This is a genomic window from Fictibacillus phosphorivorans (genome assembly GCF_007673525.1).
Classification (GTDB): Bacteria; Bacillota; Bacilli; order Bacillales; family Fictibacillaceae; genus Fictibacillus; species Fictibacillus phosphorivorans_C.
This window is the reverse complement of the sequence record NZ_VDZU01000001.1, coordinates 1,670,068-1,691,875: the sequence shown is the minus strand read 5'-3', so window position 1 is coordinate 1,691,875 and position 21,808 is coordinate 1,670,068. Positions and strand designations below refer to the sequence as shown.

The window sequence follows — 21,808 nt, the reverse complement described above, 5'->3', positions numbered from 1 at the left end:
AACTCCCTTATCCCTTGTATTCTTGTGCCTATTATACACGAGATACGAGAGATTCTCCAAAACGACGAGGCTTTACTACGATAATTTCTTTACCAAACCCTTGATGAGTTTCTGGAAGATTCTTAGTAAAAACGATTTTGCCTCTTACGATTACAGCTTGCAGCGTATCACCTATTGCATCTATACGATAGATGCAATAGTCAGCATCACTTCCTGTGAACAGACCGCCTTTTACAGGATATAGACCAAGCATTTTTAAACTTGGTAACGAGATTGGTTCGGTTTCACACAGATCATGAAAAAGAGTTGGGATCTGATGTTTGACCGATAGCTCGTTCCATTTTCTTTGCCACGTGTTTTTCAACTTCTGATCTATGTTCGCTGGAAAGGTTGGAAAGATTACAGTACCATAACTGAAATTAGCTTCACTGATCCTCTCCCAGATCACATGTGTTAACTGAGCAAAATCTTTACAGATCAACTGGATGAACGGGATTTTCTGTTTTCGGCAAAAACTCATCATTTGTGGTGTGATTTTTTCTGGAGACATACTTAGACCGATGCAATAGTCTATTGAACTGGATATTAAGAGATGCCTCGTTCGCTTCAACTCTGTTTCTGCTTCATGCAGATAGTTGACTTCAGCAGAAGCTAAGAGCGTAGTCGTGCCGCTTCTAACTCTCTCGCTAAGGGTCTGTCTTACCTTTTCGATAGGCAATCTATTCAATGACATAAGAGGACTGATATGCCCAGGAATCATCTTTAAACCATGCAGAGACATCTTCATCACATTCATTCTAAGAGGGCCCTGTGAGACATAGGAGATTTTCTGAGAGTCTACTAGATAAGAAAGAACAGTGTCTGTACCGAGCGATTGCAGCGGGCGCTCAATGATATATCGCATAGCTCGCCTCCTTTTTTTCTCTATAGGACAAGTTATGATAGAGATGTTATTTTTATGATAGAAAATTTAAGAGGAAACTAAAGAAGAGAACAAAAAAAGTCCTGACATGTAAGCGCTGTCAGGAAAGTATAATATGGATAGGAGTGGAGAGAAACCATATTACATTCATTATAAATAGAGCTTATTTAAAATGCAACACTTTTTTGAAAATTATGAAAATAGCCCGATATAATTAATTATAATCGGGCTTTTGTTGTGGGTCATTTATTTATTTACTTTCTCTACTACAGAATCAATATACGCACCTAAGTGTTCGATGATCTCTTTGTTCTGGTCTTCTTCACCGATCGTTACTCGGATCATGGTAGGAAAACCTAATGCACTTCCTGAGCGCACGATGTAACCTTTTCGTAGAAGATAATCAAACGCTTGATCAGCATCAGATTTTACGTCGAGCAGAATAAAGTTTGCTTCTGAGGGGTAGTACAACAGCCCTTTTTCATCACAGAATGAATAGAACATTTCTAGACCTTTTCTGTTCTTTTCTTTGCATTCTGAAATAAACGTATCATCTTCTAAGGCCCCAATCGCTGCAGCTTGAGCGATACGAGAAGTGTTGAAAGGCTCTCTAGCAGGCTCAATCGACTGGATGATAGAAGACTGTGCGACTCCATAACCAATTCGAAGTGCAGCTAGTCCATGAGCTTTTGAGAACGTTCTTAGAATCACTAGATTCGGATACTTATCCAAGTAATCTAGTGTGTTTGGATAATCAGCAGCTGATACATATTCATAATAAGCTTCGTCACTTACTACGACTACATCAGACGGAACTTTTTCCATAAAGCTTACAAACTCTGACTCAGGAATATAGTTTCCCGTCGGGTTGTTCGGATTGCAAAGCCAGACGATTCTCGTATCTTGATCGATCGCCTCGAGCATACCACCTAGATCATGATTGCCTTCGATCAGCTCAACCTCTCTCACTTCAGCTCCTTCAATGACAGCATTATGTCTGTATTGTGGAAAAGTAGGAGCGGCCATCACAGTATTCGTTTCAGGAGATAGATAGGCTCGGCAAAGAATTTGTACGACTTCATCTGAGCCGTTTCCGAAAATAATCTGGTCTTGTTTCACTTGAAGTTGGTTTGAAAGTTTTTCTCTAAGCTCAGCTGAATAGCCGTCAGGATACACGTGAAGCTGTGATAACTCCTCATTTATTTTCTCTTTCGCAAGATCAGAGCATCCATAAGGGTTCTCGTTTGAAGCAAGTTTCACAATTCTTTCAAGACCTAGTTCACGCTTCACTTCTTCTACTGGTTTTCCTGGTTTGTATGGTTTTAAAGATAACAACTGCTGTTTCGGCTGCATTTTCCCACTCCTTTTTAACGACTATAGACAGGCAGCAATGACTCAATATACGATTTAAACGTTTTGATCGCTTCCTCTCTGTTCGTTAGCAGGTCACTCTCTAGCTCCTCAATCTTTTTAACGATCGCACTGCCTACGATAAACCCATCACTGCTGCCATCAAACTGCTGGATCTGTTCTCGTGTAGACAGTCCGAACCCTACTAAGACTGGAACGCGGCTGTTTCGTTTCGCGGCTTTTAAGAAATCGTCCAATCCAGCTCGAAACTCACTTCTGATTCCTGTCACACCTAAAGATGAGATGCAATACAAAAACCCTTCTGCCTCTCTACTGAGTCTAGCAAGCTTTTCTTCACGTGTTGTCGGTGAAACAAGCGAGACGAGAGCAAGGTTATGCTCTGAACACATCTTCCGTAGATACCCGCTTTCTTCATACGGCAGATCAGGTACTAGTACCCCATCTACACCACTGTTCTCTGCTAACTTCAGGAAACGATTTTCTCCTAATTGTAACAAAAGATTATAATAAGTAAAGATAATTACCGGAATCTTCAATCCTCTTTCACGAAGCTTTGAAACGAGCTTTACCGTTTTCTCAAGATTCATGTTTTGTGCCAAACCTCTCATACCCGCGCGTTGAATAACAGGTCCATCAGCTAAAGGATCTGAGTATGGAACACCCAGCTCGAGAGCGTGAGCTCCACACTCTTCTAGAGCGAGTGACAGTTCAATCGTTGCTTCTTCACATGGATCACCAGCCATGATATACGGAGTGAAGCGATAATCTGAAGAATGTTGAAAGACTTCCCATCTCTTATTCATCCTCATTTCCCCCTTCTTCAAATTCCATCAATGTATGAACATCTTTATCGCCTCTTCCAGATAAACAGACGACTACATGTTGATCTTTTTGCATTTCTTTAGCGAGCTTCAGACTATATGCTACGGCGTGTGCACTCTCTAACGCGCATAGAATACCTTCATTCTCACATAAAAGCTTCAAAGCGTGTAACGCTTCTTCATCTGTGACTGCTTCATAAGTTACTCTTTTTGTCTCATGCAAGTAAGCATGTTCCGGTCCTATTCCTGGATAATCAAGTCCTGCTGAGATCGAGTATGGTTCTGTAATCTGTCCTTCGCTCGTTTGAAGAAGCTTTGTCAACGAACCGTGAATCACACCATTCGACCCTTTAGATAACGTTGCCGCATGTTGAGCAGTCTCAACGCCCATCCCTGCAGCCTCTATGCCATACAGAGGTACATCTTTCTCAATAAACGGTGCGAACATGCCGATCGCATTACTGCCGCCGCCCACACATGCAACAACAGCGTCAGGAAGCTTCCCTTGTTGGATCTCTTTAAACTGACTCTCTGTTTCATGACCGATCACCTGTTGAAATTGTTTGACCATCTTCGGGTATGGATAAGGTCCTACAGCTGATCCGATGAGATAGAATGTGTCTTCTACCGCAGCAACCCATTCCCGGATCGCCTCATTAGTAGCATCTTTTAATGTTTGGCTGCCACTCGTTACCTCAATCACTTCTGCTCCTAACAGTTTCATGCGAAACACATTTAAAGCTTGTCTTCTTATATCTTCTTTTCCCATATAAACTTTACAAGATAATCCGTACTTAGCAGCTACTGTCGCTGCTGCTACGCCATGCTGACCCGCTCCAGTTTCAGCGATGATCTTTTTCTTTCCCATCCTTACAGCTAAGAGTGCCTGCCCGATGGCGTTATTGATCTTATGTGCCCCTGTATGGTTAAGGTCTTCTCTTTTTAAATAGATGGATGCTCCACCATTCGACTCACTCAATCGGTCAGCTTTTGTTAATGGAGTCGGACGTCCTGAATAAATCGCGAGTTCTTTTTGAAAAAGCTCATTAAATTCTTGATCTTGGATGGCTTCGTTGAAAGCTGTCTCAAGCTCTTCGAGTGCAAACATGATTGTTTCTGGTACGTATTTTCCTCCGAACACTCCATATCTTCCTCTATGATCAGGTACTGTTGCTGTAGTCATCTCATCATCATCCTTTCAAGAGTTTCTATTCTTTTTACGCTTTTTTTGCCATTTTCTTCGATACCACCACTTAAATCGATTCCGTGTGGATGAAGTTTCATCAGTTCTGAAACATTTTCTGGTTTGATTCCGCCAGCAATGAAACACGTAACTCCTATCCCATCTGATGCTTTCATCATGTTAGGAACTTCCTCCCACGAAAATGGAATGCCGGTACCGCCGAATTGACCTTGAGAGACAGAATCTATGATAAGTCCATCTGCCACTTTTCCGTGTAACTCTATTTCTTTTAAGATGCTTTCACTAAAAGGGAGTGCTTTATAGATTTCTTTGTTGCAATGTACTCTTATTTCCTTGAGCTGATCAACCGATTCAGTTCCGTGACACTGGATGATATCGATCGGTACTGTGTTAATAACATTCTTGATCTTTTGTAGAGTTGCATTTTGAAAAACACCTACTAGCTTTTTAGGTTTTCCGTACTTCTCGATCCAGCTGTTCACTTCTGTAGGATCGACTTTCCTTTTACTTTCAGCGAATATGAATCCGATCAGATCTGCTTTTGATTCAATGAGCAGCTTATAGTCCTCTTCAGACTGACAACCACAATATTTAATTTGAACAGTCATGATAAAGCTCTCTTATCTTATTTTCTATGGAGTCCGCTCTCATCAATGTTTCTCCGATCAACATTCCGTTCACTTGGTGATCCAGTAGGCTTTTAACATCTGAAGCTGTTTTTATGCCACTCTCACTAATCACGAGGGTTTCGTTTTTAATAGATGAAAGAAGTGAAAACGTATGCTCGATATCTGTTGTGAACGTTTTTAGGTCACGATTGTTTATTCCAATCATAGAAGGGTCGCAAACGTCGTAAACTTGCTCGATCTCACTAATTGAGTGTACTTCGACCAAGCACTCTAACCCGCATTCTAGAGCTAGTGCGTGAAGCGTCCCTAACCGTTCAGCCGGCAAACATGCGGCAATCAGCAGAATCGCATCTGCTCCATTTTCTACACTCTCAATAACCTGCTTTTCATCGATGATGAAATCTTTTCTTAAGAGAGGAAGCGAAACATGTTTTCGAATATCTTTCAAATATTGAAGGTCTCCTTGAAAGAACTTGGTGTCCGTTAAGACGGATAAGCAAGATGCTCCTGCTTTTTCATAATCTATCGCGATCTCAATTGGATTAAAATTTTCTTTAATAATTCCTTTGGATGGTGAAGCTTTTTTCACTTCGGCGATCAATGCTGGTCTTTTCACAGAGTTAGCGATTCTATTAGCAAAAGGGCGATGATCCTTATCAGTAAAATCCAACTCATCTTTTTTGAACGAAGGAAGAATAGCTACTTCTCTTTCTTTTTGCTTCAATATTTTAGTTAACATGTGCATTCGCCTCTTCTTTCGTCATTTCTTCTAGATGATCATATGCAGATTTTGAATGTAGACATTGTTTGATGATCTCCACACCGTCTCGAATACTCGGGACTCGTTTTGATGCAAAAAGAGCGGCAGCCGCGTTCAAGATGACGATGTTTCGTGCTGATTCGTTTCCTTCTCCTTGTAGGATGGAACGTATGAGTTCTGCACTTTCTTTTTTGTTTGAAACAGTTAAATCATTTAGATTTCCTCGATGTAACCCTGCTTCTTCAGGTGTGTAGTTGAACGAATTAATCGTGTTGTTCTCCACTAAATACATCCGTGTCTCGCCAGTGATCGAACATTCATCCAATCCATCTTTACCTGTAACGATCAATGCACGTTTGATCCCGAGCTTCTGAATCACTTTAGCAAGCTTTTCAGCAACTTCTTCATTGCTTGCTCCAATCAGTTGATAAGCAGGTGCCATCGGGTTTAACAATGGACCGATACAATTGAAGATCGTTCGAAATGGAAGTTGCCCTCTCAACGACGCTACTTTTTTTAGTGCCGGATGAAAATATGGAGCGTGTAAAAACGCGATGTCGTGTTTATTCAGTTGAGAGTTCGCTTCAAAGTGGTTGCTGGCTGCTCCAATACCTAAAGCTTCTAAAACATCAGAGCTACCACTTTTTGATGTGATTGCTTTGTTACCATGCTTGGCTACCTTTACTCCTAAAGAAGCGAGTATGATACTTACCGCTGTAGAGATGTTAAAGGTCGATGCTCCATCACCGCCAGTGCCACAAGTGTCCATGAGCTCACCGTGCTGGGATGAATCTGCCGCTCTAGAGAGCTTTCTGATCGCCTTAACGAAACCAACGATCTCATCGATCGTCTCGCCGCGAAAGCTCATGATGCTTAAAACAGAACTTCCTTGCGCATCTGTTACATCACCATTCGCTAATTTCTCCATAAAATAAAAAGCTTCATTTTCGGTTAATGTTTCGTGTTTCATTATTTTTTGAATGATATTTGAAATCATATGAACACCCCTTAATCGTTTTGGTTGTTTTGTCTACAAACAAAAGCGTTCAAGGAGGGATCGGATGGGATATGATCATGTCTGCACCTCCGCTTTATACGGAGAATGAGGGGGATATAAGAGGTCGATCTTTTACGGGAACATGTACATCCTTCTTTTACGAAGCATATAAAAAAGCCATGCAGAAATAACCCGCATGGCATATGTACATATCCATTCTCGGCTCTGCTCCACTCAAACTCTCTCAACTTGTCTCAACTAGGCTCTAAACTCTATACTAATGTGCACAGTTACGTGTGCTCTAAACTTATCAGTTACATTAAACCATTGTAGGAAATCTGTCAACAGATTTACATGGTTGTATTTTTGTTTTTTAACTCAGTTTTCGATAAAAGAACGGTTCTACCGATACTAAGTCGTATAAACCTGGATTGAAGATCTGCTCGGTACTTCCCACGAACAGAACACCGCCGTTTCGAAGTGCTTTGCTGAATTTTTGATACAGGACTGTTTTGGCTTCTTCCGTAAAATAGATCATTACATTTCGGCAAACGATCAGATCAAAATCAGATTCAAAACGATCAGAAAGCAAGTTCTGCTTCTTAAACGTTACATGTTTTTTGATTGAATCTGTAACGCTGATACCGAGTTCCTCTTTTGTTGTATATCGTGCTATTTTATCGCTCGGAACATCTTTGATCGCTTTTTCAAAATAAAACCCTTTTTTGGCTTGCTCTAACACTTGTTGATCTAAGTCTGTTGCAAGGATCGAAAACCTTGATACGTCCTTTTTGTAATCGGATAACAGCATCGACAAGCTGTATGGCTCTTCTCCTGTGGAGCAGGCTGCGCTCCATACTTTTAAAGATGACCTGTCTTCAACTAACAGAGGAATGATTTTTTTCTCTAGTACATCCCAACGAGCAGGATTTCGGTAAAATTCAGAAACGTTGATGGTCATACGGTCTAGAAATTCAAGAAGTAATTCTGGATTTTTTGTGAGTGCACGAAAATATTCAGAAAACGTTGTAAATCCCCGTTTGTCCCTCAGTGCAATGAGTCTGCGTTTCATCTGCGCTTCCTTGTATAAGGAAAGATCTATTCCTGTTTGATCATAAATGCTCTGTTTAAAGCTTTCGTAGTCGCGATCCATATGTTTCTCTCTCCAATTCACTTCTGCTATCCATATTTAGTCTATGTATGTATAATATCGGATCGGAATTTAAATTGTTGCGTTATCGGAGCGACATTATTAAGATGTCGACTCGATGATATAAAGCGAAAACTCCATCGGATTTTTTAAAGAAATCTCCATGTAAATGGTTGATAAATGTACAACAGGCGCTCTCTTTTGATGCGATAATCAAAATTTTTAACGTATTGCCTCAAAAACCCGTTCTCACTTCCATTTTCGGAACGAATAGACCCATTCTCAGCCACTTTTTCTTCGCTACCACATTCAATTTTATCTTAATAACAAAAAAACCGGCACATCGGCCGGTTAAAACGCTTTCATTTCCATGTAAAATTAAATCCAAACCGCCACTGCTTTATCATAAGAAACAAGTTCTTCTTCTTTGAAGAAAAGACCGATCTCACGGACAGCGCTTTCAGCAGAGTCAGAACCATGGATGATATTGTTGCTCACTTGTACAGCATAATCTCCGCGGATTGATCCAGGCGCAGCTTCAGAAGGGTTCGTTTTGCCCATCATGTTACGAGCTGTAAGAATAACGTCCTTTCCTTCCCAAACCATAGCAAATACTGGACCAGATGTAATAAAATCAACAAGTTCGCCGAAGAACGGACGCTCTTTGTGCTCACCATAATGTTCTTTTGCAAGATCTTCAGAAATGTTCATTAGTTTAGCACCAACAAGTTGAAAACCTTTCTTTTCAAAACGGGATACGATTTCTCCGATTAACGCACGTTGAACACCATCAGGTTTTACCATTAAAAACGTTTTTTCCATGCATTCCCTCTCCTATCATCTATGTATATGTGGGACAAGTTCCCCAGAGAAATCGTACCAAAAATTTTAAAAATTAGCAATCACTCAAAATTTTCGACCAGCGATATAATCTGCTACTTTTAACAAACTATCTCTGGCATCCGTTTCTGGCAAAGACTCGGCAGCTAATTTAGCGCGTTTCAAATATTTATCAGATATCTTCGTTGCGTAATCAATTCCGCCTAACTCTTTGATATCTTTTAACAGTTCTGCAAGCTGAGCGGGCTCTTTTTTATCATAATAAGCATCCAGCTTTTCTTTCATCTCTGGGTACTGATAGATCGTGTACAGCACAGGCAATGTTAAGTTTCCTTGCTTCAGATCACTTCCTGCTGGTTTACCGAGCTGTTTTTCAGAAGCGGTAAAGTCTAAGATATCGTCTGTAATCTGAAAAGCCATCCCTACAGAGAAACCAAAATCGTACAGTTTCTTTTGCAGAGAAACATCTGCTTTTGACGTAATCGCTCCAAGCTGACAGCTCAGCGCGATTAAAAGTGCGGTTTTTCGTTTGATTCGTTTAAAGTACTTTCGAATGTTTTGATCCGTATCATACTGCTCGTTGATCTGTTCGATCTCCCCAAGACACATCTCTTTCATGCCTTGTGCCAAAATCTGATGCGCACGCGGAATTTCGATCTCAGACATTAGTTTTAATGCGGATGCGAAAATAAAATCGCCCGTATACATGGCAATCTTGTTATCGTATTTTGCTTTTACTGTTTTTCTACCACGCCTCATATCCGCATCATCAACTACATCATCATGAACGAGCGAAGCCATATGAATCAGTTCAAGAGCTGCAGCTGGCTTTTTCACTTGGTGAATGTTATATGTGCCGAACTGAGCGGAAAGCAGAACAAACACAGGGCGGATTCTCTTTCCCCCTGCTTTTAAGAGTTCAGCTCCTGCCGTATGAATCTGTTTCTGATCGGAACGAACGGATTCTACGAGCTGATCTTCAATCTGCTGCAAGTCTTTTTTTAGAAATGAGTATAAGTCCTTTAACTTCACTTTTGTTTCACCCTATCGCCCGTTACTTATACGAATATTTAATGATAGAGGGCATTGTATTTAACAATCCGCACTCTACAGCTAGCTGAAAATAAAGGTTGAGTCCCTTTTCATGTTCGCCACTAAATTGATAATTTAATCCATTAAAATAAGAATTCCAGAACTGAAAAGTGCCTCCGTGTTCTTCTATCACTCGTTCGATGACTGGAACAAAATTTTCTCTCTGACATCTTTCTTTGCTCTCTATCATACTTCTACCCACATACGATAACAGCGCACCTTGTTCGGTTTCCATTTCATTTCGATACGCCATCACGGCAAAGATCATTGGCAGTCCTGTCTGTTGATACCAGATCTCTCCAAGATCATATACGTGATAAGAGCCTCGTTTACGGTTCGCACTTATCGCATCGTCCCCTATCAAGAGACATGCATCATATGTGTTCAGCATGGATTCAAAGTTCGGTGTTTCTACTTGATACGTAACCTCTACACCATAAAAACGGTCTAAGATGATTTTTAATAGAGCGACCGATGTTTCTGAGCTAGATGTTAATGCGATTTTTTTACCGTCCAACTCTTCCATCTTATACTTTGAAAAAAGAAAGATAGAGTTTACTTTTCCGAACGAAGAAACCGAAAGATCTGGGACTAAACTATAGTTCTCCGCGTTCTTTCCGTATGAAAATGAAGAGATGCCTCCTATGTCGACCAGCCGTTTCTCCATTAAAGCGTTAACTCGTGATGGAACCGCTTGTGTAATCGTCGCACCTTGATCCATCAGTCGCTCTCTATCCAAATAAAAATAAAGGGGTATGATGTTCGTGTAGCTGATTTCCCCGATGTTCATAATCTATCAGTCTCCCCAGCGTGTAAACAATTCGTGATGTACACCTAAGTTATCTAGCACTTTACCTACCAAGAAGTTCACTAGATCATCCATCGATTTTGGCAAGTGATAAAAACCAGGCATCGCAGGAACAATCTTTCCTCCTGCTTCTGTTACTTTTAACATGTTTTCCAGGTGAATCTTGTGAAGTGGTGTCTCTCTTGGTACTAAGATCAGTTTTCTGCTCTCTTTCAGCATAACATCTGCTGTACGTTCTAACAGGTTTCCTGATGCACCATGTGCGATCCCAGAAAGAGTTCCCATCGAACAAGGAATGATGACCATTCCGTCGTTCTGATACGATCCGCTCGCGATCGGTGCATTAAAATCGCGAAGCGTGTGATAATGAAAACGATCTTTTCCGTATGAAGCAAAATTCTCTTCTATACAGCGTTCACGGTCCTCTGTATCCCACAATAATTCTTCTCTAAACACTTGCCAACCTGCTTCAGTAACAACAAGATGTAGCTTGTGTCCGCTTTTTAAGATCTCTTGAGCAAGTCTAACTCCGTAAACAGCTCCACTCGCTCCTGTTATTCCGATTGTAAAAGTTTTCATATCAACAAATCTCCTACTGAAAAGATAAACATGACCACACTCAATACACCGTTCATCGTAAAGAAGGCTACATCCAGTTTAGACAGATCATGAGGCTTAACGAGTGAATGCTCATACACCATGATCGCACCAGATATGAACACCCCTAAATAATAGATCCAGCCCATTCCTGATACAACGCCAAGAGAGACAAACGCTATGAAACTAGCAACGTGCAGCCATCTAGCAGTCATTAGACCATTAGCAATACCAAACGCAGAAGGAATGGAATACAGCCCATGCGACTTGTCATATTCAGCATCTTGTGTAGCATAGATCACGTCAAAACCAGCTGTCCAAAACAATACCCCTACAAATAGTAAAAAGGCTTCCGGACTTAATGTTCCGGTTGCACCAACCCAACCGCCAAGTGGCGCGATAGCGATCGTCACACCTAAGACGATATGACACAAATACGTGAAACGCTTCGTATAGGAATAGATAACAAGAAAAAAGACCGCAAGCGGCAAGAGCTTAACTGATAGGGCGTTTAATTGATAAGCACTTACAAATAATAAAGCTAGTGAGACGAGTATAAAAAGATAGACTTCGCCTCTTTTTAAAAGCTTAGCTGGTATCGCTCTTGTTTTCGTTCTAGGATTCGCTCCATCAATCTCTGAATCTATCGCACGGTTAAGAGCCATAGCAGAACTTCGTGCCCCGACCATTGCGAGAGTGATCCAAACCCATTCCATCAAAGATGGAACTGTTCCCTCTTCAACGAGGTTTCCCATGATCGCTCCAAGAAATGCGAACGGTAGAGCAAAGATGGTATGTTCAAACTTTATCATTTCTAAAATTATTTTAATTTTCTTCCACACACTGCAACGCTCTCTTCTATTGCTGTTTTTTCCCAGTATGCATGGCGGCAGCACCTAAAGCATACGATTTAACCTCAACGTTTGATAAACCCGCTTGTTTAAAAAGTTGTCTCAGTTCTTCTTTTGTTAAAAAAGCTTCTGTTGATTCTTGAAGCCATGCGTATTCTTGGTAACTTTTTGCGAATAACTTACCGAATACTGGCATGATATACGTAAAATAAAATTTAAAGAGCTGTTTGAACACCGGAACTGTGGGATGCGAAGTCTCTAAACATACGACTCTACCGCCGGGTTTCACTACGCGTGCCATCTCTTTAAGTGTTTGTAGATAATCGGGGACGTTTCTAAGCCCAAACCCGATCGTAACGAAGTCAAAGCTGTTATCTTCGAACGGAAGCTCCATCGCGTTGCCATGGATAAAGCTGACTCCAGGAGCTTGGCGCTTCCTTAGCTTTTCGATCCCAACGTTCAGCATGTTCTGACTGAAATCGAGGCCAACTACTTTCCCTTCTGTACCAACTTTTTCAGCAAGAGCGAACGTCCATTCACCTGTTCCGCAACAAACATCTAAACATTGGTTTCCAGGCTGTACATTCATTCTTTTCATCGTATCTTTACGCCATTTACTATGCTGTTTAAAAGAGATCAGATCGTTCATATAGTCATACTGATCCGAGATCTTTTCAAATACAGAGTGAACCCGTTCTTCTTTACTCAACATCGGATTAACCCTCTCCTAACATTAAGTCATTTTTGCTAGCATCTACCATGTTGTATCCTTCTCTATGAAACAACAGCGGCATTTCAACTTCTTTATTCTTTAGTTCAGCCTCGCATGTCTCGAGGAAGTTCAACTGTTCTTCACTTAATCTTCTTCTCTTATCAAGAATGTGATATCGTGACACAGTTAGGTACCTTTCAATAAACGGTATATATGTATAGAGACCAAACGATTCAGCGGCTTTTGTTAATAATAGACTGTCGATCTTCTGTATGGCTTTTAAATATTCTACACTCGTGGTTGAAAACTTGTCCTTGCTATGAATATGCAGATCTGCCTTTAGTTCGTTAATTTCCTGAACCGCGCTCGATAACTTTGAGATCAGATCTAAATTTTCACAATGAGATAAAAGTAAGTAGTATAGACTGCTAAAATAATCGCCAGACAATACAACAAGCTGACGGTTCTTTTTGTTCTTATTGATTTGCTCTTCCAAAATATCATCATGACGGTCCAATGCAGACTGAATGAGAGTAATCGAACTGAAGTACTCTGCTTCTACAGCTTCATCCAATTCTAGTTCACGCAAAAGACAGTACGTGATGAATACTTTGAATTCATTAAATACTGGAGGTTGGATATATCGTTCTACATAACTGTGCTGCATCAATAAAAGTGTATGCTGTTTTAAACGTTGAATCTGTTCCATGGTGTTCATCAAATCCCTCCAATGACACAGCAAAATTGTGCTTTCTTATTATAACATAGTCGCCAAAATTATTAGGATTCAACCTCTTTAAAAGACATAAAGAAAACTAGGCTTATCTGTAGCCCAGCTTTTTGGCACATGTACTGCCGAAAGTAATCTTTACGATTCTGTATCTACTTCTCCGTGTTTCGTGTAGATCACAGCTTTCCCTCTTACTTTTACAGCTGAAGTATGCTCTGTGAACTGAGCGATCATCACTTCACCTTTATCAAGCTTTTCAGAATGGTGAAATCTTGTTTCTGTACCACGAGTCAAGCCGATCACGTTTACGCCGTTCTCTTTCGCTTTAATCACGAAAAAATCAAATTCTGATTTCATGAAGTTACCTCCTTAGTTTCTAATTAAACTTAGTACTTCTGCACGAGCAGCAGGATCTTTTTCAAAAACGCCACGAACTGCTGAAGTAACCGTCATAGAGCCCGGTTTTTTAACACCACGCATCGTCATGCACATATGCTCTGCTTCGATCACAACGATCACACCATGAGGTTCGAGAGTCTCTAGCAAGCTGTTCGCAATCGTCGATGTGATTCTTTCTTGAAGTTGAGGTCGTTTTGTAACAGCTTCCACAGCTCTAGCAAGCTTGCTTAATCCTGTTACTTTGCCTCCTTTAGGTATGTATCCGATATGAGCTTTTCCGAAGAAAGGTACGAGATGATGCTCACACATGGAGTAGAAAGGGATATCTTTTACAAGCACTAACTCTTCATGATCTTCTCCAAAAATTGTAGCAAAGTGCTCTTTAGGATCTTGGTTCAATCCTTGGAATACTTCTTCATACATTTTTGCAACACGTTTTGGTGTATCTATTAAACCCTCTCGATCAGGGTCTTCACCTATCGCTTCTAATATCATTTTTACCGCTAACTCAATTTTTTCTTTTTGAACTTCTGCCACGCCGGTTGTCCTCCAATTCCATTAACACAATAGAAAAATTTTAGCATAATGAAGAGAGAATAGCAAAAGGAGAAAACCCTTACGCCGTGTCCGGAGTGGATCTGATTGAATAGTAAGGTTCGAATTGGATGACGGGTGATTCTTTGAGTAGAGTTGCTGATAAAATTGAATTTTTGCCGATATATTCAAATTCTTGCCGATATAATCTCATTCTTGCCGATATATCTTTCCCTTCTTCCATTCCATAAAAAAAAGACCGTGAATGGATTCACGGTCTTTTTTAAGTTGCCCTATGTATCAATTATTTAACAGCGTCCTTAAGGGCTTTCCCTGGTTTGAAAGCAGGAACTTTGCTAGCAGAGATCTCGATCTCTTGACCAGTTTGTGGGTTGCGGCCTTTACGAGCTGCACGCTCACGAACTTCAAAGTTACCAAATCCGATAAGTTGAACCTTATCACCGCTTTGTAGTGTACCAGTGATTGCTTCGAAAACAGCGTCAACTGCTTTAGATGCATCTTTCTTAGAAAGCTCAGCTTGCTCAGATACTGCATTGATTAGATCAGTCTTGTTCATTCCATTCACCTCCTCTCAAGGTACTATTCACCATCATTACACTTTTGAATCATGGTTCTTTCATTTATGTAATATACAAGATTTTACTAATTATATCTGTAACAAGCCTTATATTATACGATTACCTTGAGAAATTCAATCTTTTTTAGGCGTTTTTCGCTATTCAACCCTTAAAATTCCTTATTTTTTGACCTTTTTTTACAAAAAAACTATCCTCGCGAGGTAATAAAGTCACTCTCTTAGCACAGGTCATTTGTTCTAGTCAAACAAACAGAGATACACAGTTACCTTAATCGTTAAAACAAAAAAAAGACTCCTGATGATAGGAGTCCAAAAGTTATAAAATAATGGCAATCAAACCGCCTGAACCTTCATTTATAATACGTTCTAATGTCTCTTTTAATTTATATCTTGCATTCTCTGGCATCAGTGAGATCTTCCCTTGGATTCCTTCTCTTACGATAGAATTTAGCGATCTTCCAAAGATATCAGAATTCCAGATTGATAGTGGATCTTCTTCAAAGTCTTGCATCAAGTATCTAAGCATCTCTTCACTTTGTTTTTCCGTACCGATAATTGGAGCAAACTCTGATTCTACATCTACTTTAATCATATGAATGGAAGGTGCGATCGCCTTAAGTCTTACACCGAATCGAGATCCTTGACGGATGATCTCAGGCTCATCGAGGCTCATATCAGTAATCGCTGGTGCCGCGATTCCATATCCTGTTTGCTTAACCATTCTTAGCGCGTCTGCCACTTGATCGTATTCCGTCTTAGCGTATGCAAATTCTTGCATCAGCTGAAGCAAGTGGTCTTTGCCTCGGATCTCAACGCCCACCACTTCTTTTAAGATCTGGTCGTACAGGTAATCAGGTGCGAACAAGTCGATCTCAGCGATCCCTTGCCCCATTTCGATTCCTGCGAGTCTTGCGTCATCGATAAAATCATAGTCAGCGAAGAACCCTACAACCTTATCTACATCACGTAAACGTTTGATGTCTTGAACCGTTTCTCTAACTGCTTCTTCATAGCTTTCACGCAACCAATGGTTCTCACGAAGGACCATTACCCAGCTAGGAAGGTTAACATTGACCTCAAGCACCGGAAACTCGTATAACGCTTCTCTTAACACGTTGTTAATATCATGCTCCGTCATCGCTTCAACACTCATTGCGAGTACAGGAATATCGTATTTTTCACAAAGCTCGTTGCGAAGTCTTTGCGTGTCTGGATGGTGCGGCTGTGTAGAGTTGATCAGCATGATAAACGGCTTTCCAACTTCTTTCAGCTCTTCGACCACTCGTTCTTCTGATTCCACATAATCGTATCTTGGAATCTCACCGATCGTTCCATCCGTTGTTACTACTACTCCAAGCGTGGAGTGTTCTTGAATAACTTTTCGAGTACCGATCTCAGCGGCTTCATGAAACGGAATCGGCTCATCATACCATGGTGTATGAATCATTCTTGGGCCGTTTTCATCTTCGTACCCTTTTGCACTCGGCACCGCATAACCTACTGAATCAACGAGACGTATGTTAACATCTAGCCCATCACCTACATTGATCTTCACCGCATTGTTTGGAACAAATTTGGGCTCAGTGGTCATAATGGTGCGTCCAGCTGCACTCTGCGGTAATTCATCTTGAGCACGTTGGCGTTCTGCTTCATTATCAATGTTCGGCAGCACCACAAGCTCCATAAACTTTTTAATAAATGTGGACTTCCCTGTTCTAACTGCTCCTACTACACCCAAGTAGATATCTCCGCCTGTCCGTTCGGCGATATCTTTGAAAATATCGATTTTCTCCATTCATTTCCCTCCCGATCCAAATAAAGTTCCGGATGCTAGTCTTGGACAATACATCGTATGATTTTGTCCTATTGATTATGACAAAGGAACGGAAATTTTTATTGGATCCTCGCTTTTCTCGGTTGTATAGTTCCATAAAAACGGGAGGGCGCACTAGAGTGCCTACCGATGAAACTATAAAGCTTGTTTCGTTAAAAGGATTTCCAAAAAAAATCTCTCCGCCTTTTCTATGAATGTATTAGAAAAAGGGAGAGTTCATGCCTATTTTATTAAAAAAATAGGTTTATTATTTTCAACTGTATATGGAACAGAATAGACAGGCACAAAAAACGAATGAACGGCTAGTAGGTGACGTATGTCTTCGTGTTTATCCAATTCATCCTGGTAGCTTGTGATCGCTGCACTTAGATCTTTCCTGTAATCTATAAAAATCTTTGCATCACCATTGATCATAAATGGCAGTTTCTTCCCCGTAAAAGGACTTGTGACGTACGGATCTTCCTTAAAACCTAACTTCTTAAAATCAAGAGTGTGCCTGCCCGATGCTTCTATCTTTTTAAAAGGCGGGTAGTCGTGTTCGGCCATATAGATATTTAAAGCAACCTGTATATCCTGAACCTTATCAGTTAATACAAGATCTGCAAGCTTTACAGTCGGCTTTGTCTCTACATCGATCAATACGTATTGAAAGGTTCCACCCTTTTCAAAAGCATTGCCGGGAGGTTCTTGCATATATTTTGGAACTAGTTTATTAAAGTCGATCAAGTATTTTTGATAGATATCTGTATCTGCCTCTTTTGTTTTAATCGGCAGTACACCCGTATCTTTTTGAAAACTCTCAACGGCTTGCTGAACCGCAGTAATCTGATCTTGATAAGGAACTCGGTTCTGTGTTTTTCTTTCTTCCGGATACAAACATCCTGAAAGTGTGAATAAAATTAAACATAAAGGAATCCACCATTTTTTAGACATATTGACTTCCTCCTTTAACCTTGTACAGGTCCGCTGAACACAACGATGATGATTAGAATACCTGCTACGATCATACAGATCCACGCAAATAGTGAAACGACCGTCTGAAAGATTCCAGATAATTTCGCTCGACTAAACATGATAGAGAAAACAGCAACAAACATTAAACCGATGGCTGATAGAGCCACCCACATTTTTAACAAACCTTCACTCATATGTATCCTCCTTGTCCACAGCGTACATTATAGCATAATTCTTGGTATTTCCTTTACTTTTTCGGAAGTTGGAATTTTGTATGAGACTAGGCTTGTATATTGATCATCGAAAACTTGATCCTCAAGATTGAGTGACGATCTTTTTATTATATTTGAACTTGAAGGCATGGGCTTTTCGTTTCATTTTTTGAAGGTGTACGAATGTGGCTCACCGCCTGCCCCGCAAAAAGCGAGCAACCTGGAACGGAAATCAATTACCTTTGAAACATCAAAGAAACAGCCAATATCAATAAAAAAAACCAAACAAAAAAACACCCGGGCGTGACCGGGTGTTCGACTAAATACTTCCTGTACCGAAGGAACACTTCCATGTTTTTAGGTGCTAATCCACTTTATACAATTATAAAAATTGAGCCTACTTACCTTCAAACATTTTAGATAATGTTGCTAAGTCGAGAGGTATGTTATTGTTAAGAACAGCTTGAACGATCTGATCTTCTTTTTGTTTCGAAACCGCTACTCCAGCCATAGAAGATACTTGGGAAATCAGCATACGAATCGTGCGCTCGTCACGAAGATTTGACCCGCTTACGGATTGAGCAAGTTTAAAAATATCATCCTTTTTCACACTTGTTTTCTTCTCGATCTTATCAAAAAAGTGTTGTTCACGTTCCACCTGAAGTCCTCCTCCCACTTCCTTTTCACCTTATCGTATGCAGGGAGATTGGAAGCGTGAAAGAAAAAAAGGCGATTGCCTAAAATTTTTTAGACATTCGCCTATCGACTTCGTGTGTTTAGCTCTTTAAAGAAGATACATCTTCTACTTCATGTGTGCGAGAACGCTGCATCAGATCGTCAACAGCCTGTTTTGCACCCTTGTTGTTGAACAAGACATCATACAGCACTTGTGTGATCGGCATCTCCACTTCTTCACGTTTACTCAATTCGTACGCTGCTTGTGTGGTTCTAACGCCTTCAACGACCATGCCCATGTTCTCAAGAACATCTTCCAGCTTCATACCTTTTCCAAGCATATTTCCAGCACGCCAGTTACGGCTATGAACACTCGTACACGTTACGATCAAATCTCCAATTCCTGTAAGACCTGAGAAAGTTAGAGGATTGGCACCCATATGTGTACCAAGTCGGGCGATCTCAGCCAGACCTCTCGTGATTAAAGCCGCCTTTGCGTTATCTCCATAACCTAATCCATCAGAAAGTCCCGCACCTAGAGCGATGATGTTCTTTAGAGCACCACCAAGCTCCACACCGACAACATCAGGATTCGTGTAGACACGGAAATTTTGATTAATAAAAAGATCTTGTACTTTTTCAGCAGACTTCATGTTTACTGAAGATACCGTAACAGTGGTTGGCTGCCTTAGAGATACCTCTTCTGCATGACTTGGACCTGAAAGAACAACCACAGAATCCAATACACTCAGAGGAAGCTCTTCTTCGATGATTTCAGAAATACGTTTATATGTACCAGGCTCGATGCCTTTAGAAGCATGAACGATTGTAACAGGAGAGCTCAATTCTTTTTTCAATTGTCCGAGTACTTCTCTCATCGCTTTTGTTGGCGTGACGAGTACGATCGTGTCCGCTTCTTTCACACATTCTTTCAACTGAGTTGTTGCTTGGATGTTTTCAGGGAGTTCAACGCCAGGCAGATATTTTTCGTTCTTATGATCGTTGTTGATCTCATTGACCTGATCTTCTCTACGTCCCCATAGAGAAACGTTATGACCGTTGTCAGCCAAAACGATGGCAAGGGCAGTACCCCAACTTCCAGCACCTAAAACAGCAACATTATCCATACGTGTCACACTCCACTATTAAATTTTACGTTCATTCCCATTCCAGATCCTTGCTATATTTCCACGATGCTTCCAGATTGAAACAATCGAAAGAACGAAGCTAGTTAATACTGCTTCTAGTGACAGATTAAATTGGTACAACATGAAAAATGGAGTAAGAATTAAAAAAACAATAGAACCTAATGAAACAAATCTGGATATCCAAATGGTTATGATCGCGATAACACCTGCTATAAGTGACGGCAAGAATGCAATCGCAGCAAAAACACCAATCGCTGTAGCCACGCCTTTCCCGCCTTTAAATCCATAAAAGACGGGATAGTTGTGACCGATGACGGCTATCATGCCGCACAGAACTGCAATGAAGGAAGAATCTGTGAACCATAAGGCAACCCAGACAACTAAAATACCCTTGAAGCAGTCTAATAGCAAAACGGCGATCGCCGGTTTTTTTCCTAACACTCTAAGCGTATTCGTTGCACCGGCGTTACCACTTCCATGATTCCTAATATCTTCATTTCTCAATACTTTAGTCAGCAAATAACTGAAACTAACACTTCCGATCAAGTAAGAAATAACGAAGAGTACGATCGTCATCATGGAAGATTAGTCGTTTTTCTTTCTAGCAAAGATTTTAATCGGTGTCCCAACAAAACCAAACGTTTCACGAATACGGTTCTCCAGAAAACGTTTGTATGAGAAGTGGAAAAGCTCAGGATCATTAACAAAGATGACGAACGTAGGTGGTTTTGACGCCACTTGTGTCGCATAGTTGATCTTCAATCTTTTTCCGTTATCCATTGGTGCTGGGTTCATCGCAACGGCATCCATGATCACTTCATTCAAGATGTTCGTTTGAACACGAAGTGAGTGATTTTCTGCAACCTGATTGATTACAGGATACAACTGATGAAGACGCTGCTTTGTTAATGCAGATACGAATACGATCGGAGCATAAGAAAGATATAAGAAATGATCACGAATCTTTTGCTCAAACTTCTGCATCGTCTTATCGTCTTTTTCAACAGCATCCCATTTATTAACGACGATCACTACTGCTTTACCCGCTTCATGCGCAAAACCAGCGACTTTCTTATCTTGTTCGATGATTCCTTCTTCAGCATCGATGACCATAAGGACAACATCGGAACGTTCGATCGCTTTCATCGCACGCATAACGCTATATTTTTCAGTTGTTTCATATACTTTTCCGCGCTTTCTCATACCAGCCGTATCGATGATTACATACTTCTGATCTTCGCGCTCAAAACTCGAATCGATCGCATCTCTCGTTGTTCCAGCAATATTACTTACAATAACTCGTTCTTTACCTAAAATAGCATTTACAAGAGAAGATTTTCCAACGTTCGGTCTACCGATCAAAGAAAAGTAGATCGTATCGTCTTCTTTCTCCTCAGCAACTGTTTCAGGGAAATGACTTACTACTTGGTCTAAAAGGTCTCCAAGACCTATACCATGTGTACCTGATACACCGATCGGCTCTCCCATTCCTAAGCTATAGAACTCATATAACAATTCTTTACGTTCTGGGTTATCGATCTTATTCACACCTAATACAACAGGCTTTTTAGATCGGAACAGCATCTTTGCTACTTCTTCATCAGCAGCTGTAATTCCGTTCATTCCATCTACAAGGAATAGAATAACATCCGCTTCTTCAATCGCAAGTTCTGCTTGTTCTTTCATCTGACTCATAAATGGTGCATCACTGATTTCAATACCGCCTGTATCGATTAAGTTGAATTCTGTGTTCAACCACTCTGCTGAGCTATAAATACGGTCACGCGTTACACCTGGCATATCTTCTACGATCGAGATACGATCTCCGGCAATTCTGTTAAATATAGTAGATTTTCCTACATTTGGCCTTCCTACTATGGCTAAAACTGGTTTCGTCATGTAGACACTTCCCTTTTTTCCTGATCAAGTCAATCATCAAATTTTCTTTTTTTATATGCTCTATCATTTTC

General features: G+C 40.6%; 25 protein-coding genes. All 25 read right to left on the bottom strand.

All coding sequences use genetic code 11. From position 1 onward, the window contains the following. Positions 1–31: 31 nt before the first annotated feature. A complete protein-coding gene (locus FS458_RS08270; RefSeq protein WP_144699392.1) occupies positions 32–904 on the bottom strand; it encodes a hypothetical protein in 873 nt (290 codons plus the stop codon). Positions 905–1,168: 264 nt separating this feature from the next. Next, complete coding sequence (hisC, locus tag FS458_RS08265) at positions 1,169–2,275, bottom strand: histidinol-phosphate transaminase (protein WP_144699390.1); 1,107 nt, start codon at positions 2,273–2,275, stop codon at positions 1,169–1,171. 14 nt (positions 2,276–2,289) lie between these two features. Beyond that, entirely contained in the window at positions 2,290–3,096 is an 807-nt protein-coding gene (gene trpA, locus FS458_RS08260) for a tryptophan synthase subunit alpha (RefSeq protein ID WP_144699388.1), read from the bottom strand. Next, the gene (gene trpB / locus FS458_RS08255; RefSeq protein WP_144699386.1) at positions 3,089–4,297 is read right to left on the bottom strand and encodes a tryptophan synthase subunit beta; all 1,209 of its coding nucleotides are present in this window, start codon (positions 4,295–4,297) and stop codon (positions 3,089–3,091) included. The genes trpA and trpB overlap by 8 nt, the downstream gene beginning before the upstream one ends. After that, a complete protein-coding gene (locus FS458_RS08250; protein ID WP_144699384.1) occupies positions 4,294–4,926 on the bottom strand; it encodes a phosphoribosylanthranilate isomerase in 633 nt (210 codons plus the stop codon). Before FS458_RS08250 ends, trpB begins: the two co-directional genes overlap by 4 nt. Next, positions 4,910–5,686, bottom strand: a complete 777-nt coding sequence (gene trpC / locus FS458_RS08245) for an indole-3-glycerol phosphate synthase TrpC (protein ID WP_144699382.1) — start codon at positions 5,684–5,686, stop codon at positions 4,910–4,912. Before trpC ends, FS458_RS08250 begins: the two co-directional genes overlap by 17 nt. After that, a complete protein-coding gene (gene trpD / locus FS458_RS08240; protein WP_144699380.1) occupies positions 5,676–6,704 on the bottom strand; it encodes an anthranilate phosphoribosyltransferase in 1,029 nt (342 codons plus the stop codon). The genes trpC and trpD overlap by 11 nt, the downstream gene beginning before the upstream one ends. 373 nt (positions 6,705–7,077) lie before the next feature. Then, positions 7,078–7,857, bottom strand: a complete 780-nt coding sequence (locus FS458_RS08235; protein ID WP_144699378.1) for a CheR family methyltransferase — start codon at positions 7,855–7,857, stop codon at positions 7,078–7,080. Positions 7,858–8,232: 375 nt separating this feature from the next. Then, positions 8,233–8,676 (bottom strand): nucleoside-diphosphate kinase, encoded by a 444-nt coding sequence (gene ndk, locus FS458_RS08230; RefSeq protein WP_066395665.1) that lies wholly within the window; start codon positions 8,674–8,676, stop codon positions 8,233–8,235. A gap of 84 nt (positions 8,677–8,760) precedes the next feature. Next, positions 8,761–9,726: a polyprenyl synthetase family protein gene (locus tag FS458_RS08225; protein WP_144699376.1), complete on the bottom strand. Its 966-nt coding sequence runs from the start codon at positions 9,724–9,726 to the stop codon at positions 8,761–8,763. A gap of 22 nt (positions 9,727–9,748) precedes the next feature. Next, positions 9,749–10,576 carry a menaquinone biosynthetic enzyme MqnA/MqnD family protein gene (locus tag FS458_RS08220; protein WP_144699374.1) on the bottom strand — a complete coding sequence of 276 codons (828 nt, stop codon included), beginning with the start codon at positions 10,574–10,576 and terminating at the stop codon, positions 9,749–9,751. Positions 10,577–10,582: 6 nt separating this feature from the next. Then, positions 10,583–11,173, bottom strand: coding sequence for a UbiX family flavin prenyltransferase (locus FS458_RS08215; protein WP_144699371.1), 591 nt, complete (start codon positions 11,171–11,173; stop codon positions 10,583–10,585). Continuing rightward, positions 11,170–12,033 carry a UbiA-like polyprenyltransferase gene (locus tag FS458_RS08210; RefSeq protein WP_144699369.1) on the bottom strand — a complete coding sequence of 288 codons (864 nt, stop codon included), beginning with the start codon at positions 12,031–12,033 and terminating at the stop codon, positions 11,170–11,172. Before FS458_RS08210 ends, FS458_RS08215 begins: the two co-directional genes overlap by 4 nt. 16 nt (positions 12,034–12,049) lie before the next feature. Further along, positions 12,050–12,754 carry a demethylmenaquinone methyltransferase gene (locus tag FS458_RS08205; RefSeq protein ID WP_144699367.1) on the bottom strand — a complete coding sequence of 235 codons (705 nt, stop codon included), beginning with the start codon at positions 12,752–12,754 and terminating at the stop codon, positions 12,050–12,052. Between the two features lie 4 nt (positions 12,755–12,758). Continuing rightward, a complete protein-coding gene (locus FS458_RS08200; RefSeq protein ID WP_144699365.1) occupies positions 12,759–13,472 on the bottom strand; it encodes a heptaprenyl diphosphate synthase component 1 in 714 nt (237 codons plus the stop codon). 150 nt (positions 13,473–13,622) lie between these two features. Beyond that, complete coding sequence (mtrB, locus tag FS458_RS08195) at positions 13,623–13,841, bottom strand: trp RNA-binding attenuation protein MtrB (protein ID WP_066241872.1); 219 nt, start codon at positions 13,839–13,841, stop codon at positions 13,623–13,625. Between the two features lie 12 nt (positions 13,842–13,853). Then, entirely contained in the window at positions 13,854–14,420 is a 567-nt protein-coding gene (folE, locus tag FS458_RS08190; protein WP_144699363.1) for a GTP cyclohydrolase I FolE, read from the bottom strand. Between the two features lie 301 nt (positions 14,421–14,721). Then, entirely contained in the window at positions 14,722–14,994 is a 273-nt protein-coding gene (locus FS458_RS08185; RefSeq protein ID WP_066241877.1) for an HU family DNA-binding protein, read from the bottom strand. A gap of 337 nt (positions 14,995–15,331) precedes the next feature. Beyond that, positions 15,332–16,810, bottom strand: a complete 1,479-nt coding sequence (gene spoIVA, locus FS458_RS08180; RefSeq protein WP_137789039.1) for a stage IV sporulation protein A — start codon at positions 16,808–16,810, stop codon at positions 15,332–15,334. Positions 16,811–17,071: 261 nt separating this feature from the next. Beyond that, positions 17,072–17,782 carry a hypothetical protein gene (locus tag FS458_RS08175; RefSeq protein ID WP_144699361.1) on the bottom strand — a complete coding sequence of 237 codons (711 nt, stop codon included), beginning with the start codon at positions 17,780–17,782 and terminating at the stop codon, positions 17,072–17,074. Positions 17,783–17,796: 14 nt separating this feature from the next. Beyond that, positions 17,797–17,997, bottom strand: coding sequence for a DUF2768 domain-containing protein (locus tag FS458_RS08170; protein ID WP_144699359.1), 201 nt, complete (start codon positions 17,995–17,997; stop codon positions 17,797–17,799). A 415-nt stretch (positions 17,998–18,412) separates the two neighbouring features. After that, positions 18,413–18,673, bottom strand: coding sequence for a stage VI sporulation protein F (locus FS458_RS08165; RefSeq protein ID WP_066395705.1), 261 nt, complete (start codon positions 18,671–18,673; stop codon positions 18,413–18,415). 118 nt (positions 18,674–18,791) lie between these two features. Next, positions 18,792–19,817, bottom strand: a complete 1,026-nt coding sequence (locus FS458_RS08160) for an NAD(P)H-dependent glycerol-3-phosphate dehydrogenase (protein ID WP_144699357.1) — start codon at positions 19,815–19,817, stop codon at positions 18,792–18,794. Positions 19,818–19,835: 18 nt separating this feature from the next. Next, positions 19,836–20,417: a glycerol-3-phosphate 1-O-acyltransferase PlsY gene (gene plsY / locus FS458_RS08155; RefSeq protein ID WP_144699355.1), complete on the bottom strand. Its 582-nt coding sequence runs from the start codon at positions 20,415–20,417 to the stop codon at positions 19,836–19,838. Between the two features lie 6 nt (positions 20,418–20,423). Next, on the bottom strand, positions 20,424–21,737 hold the full coding sequence (gene der, locus FS458_RS08150) for a ribosome biogenesis GTPase Der (RefSeq protein ID WP_066395717.1): 1,314 nt from the start codon (positions 21,735–21,737) through the stop codon (positions 20,424–20,426). Positions 21,738–21,808 lie beyond the last annotated feature (71 nt).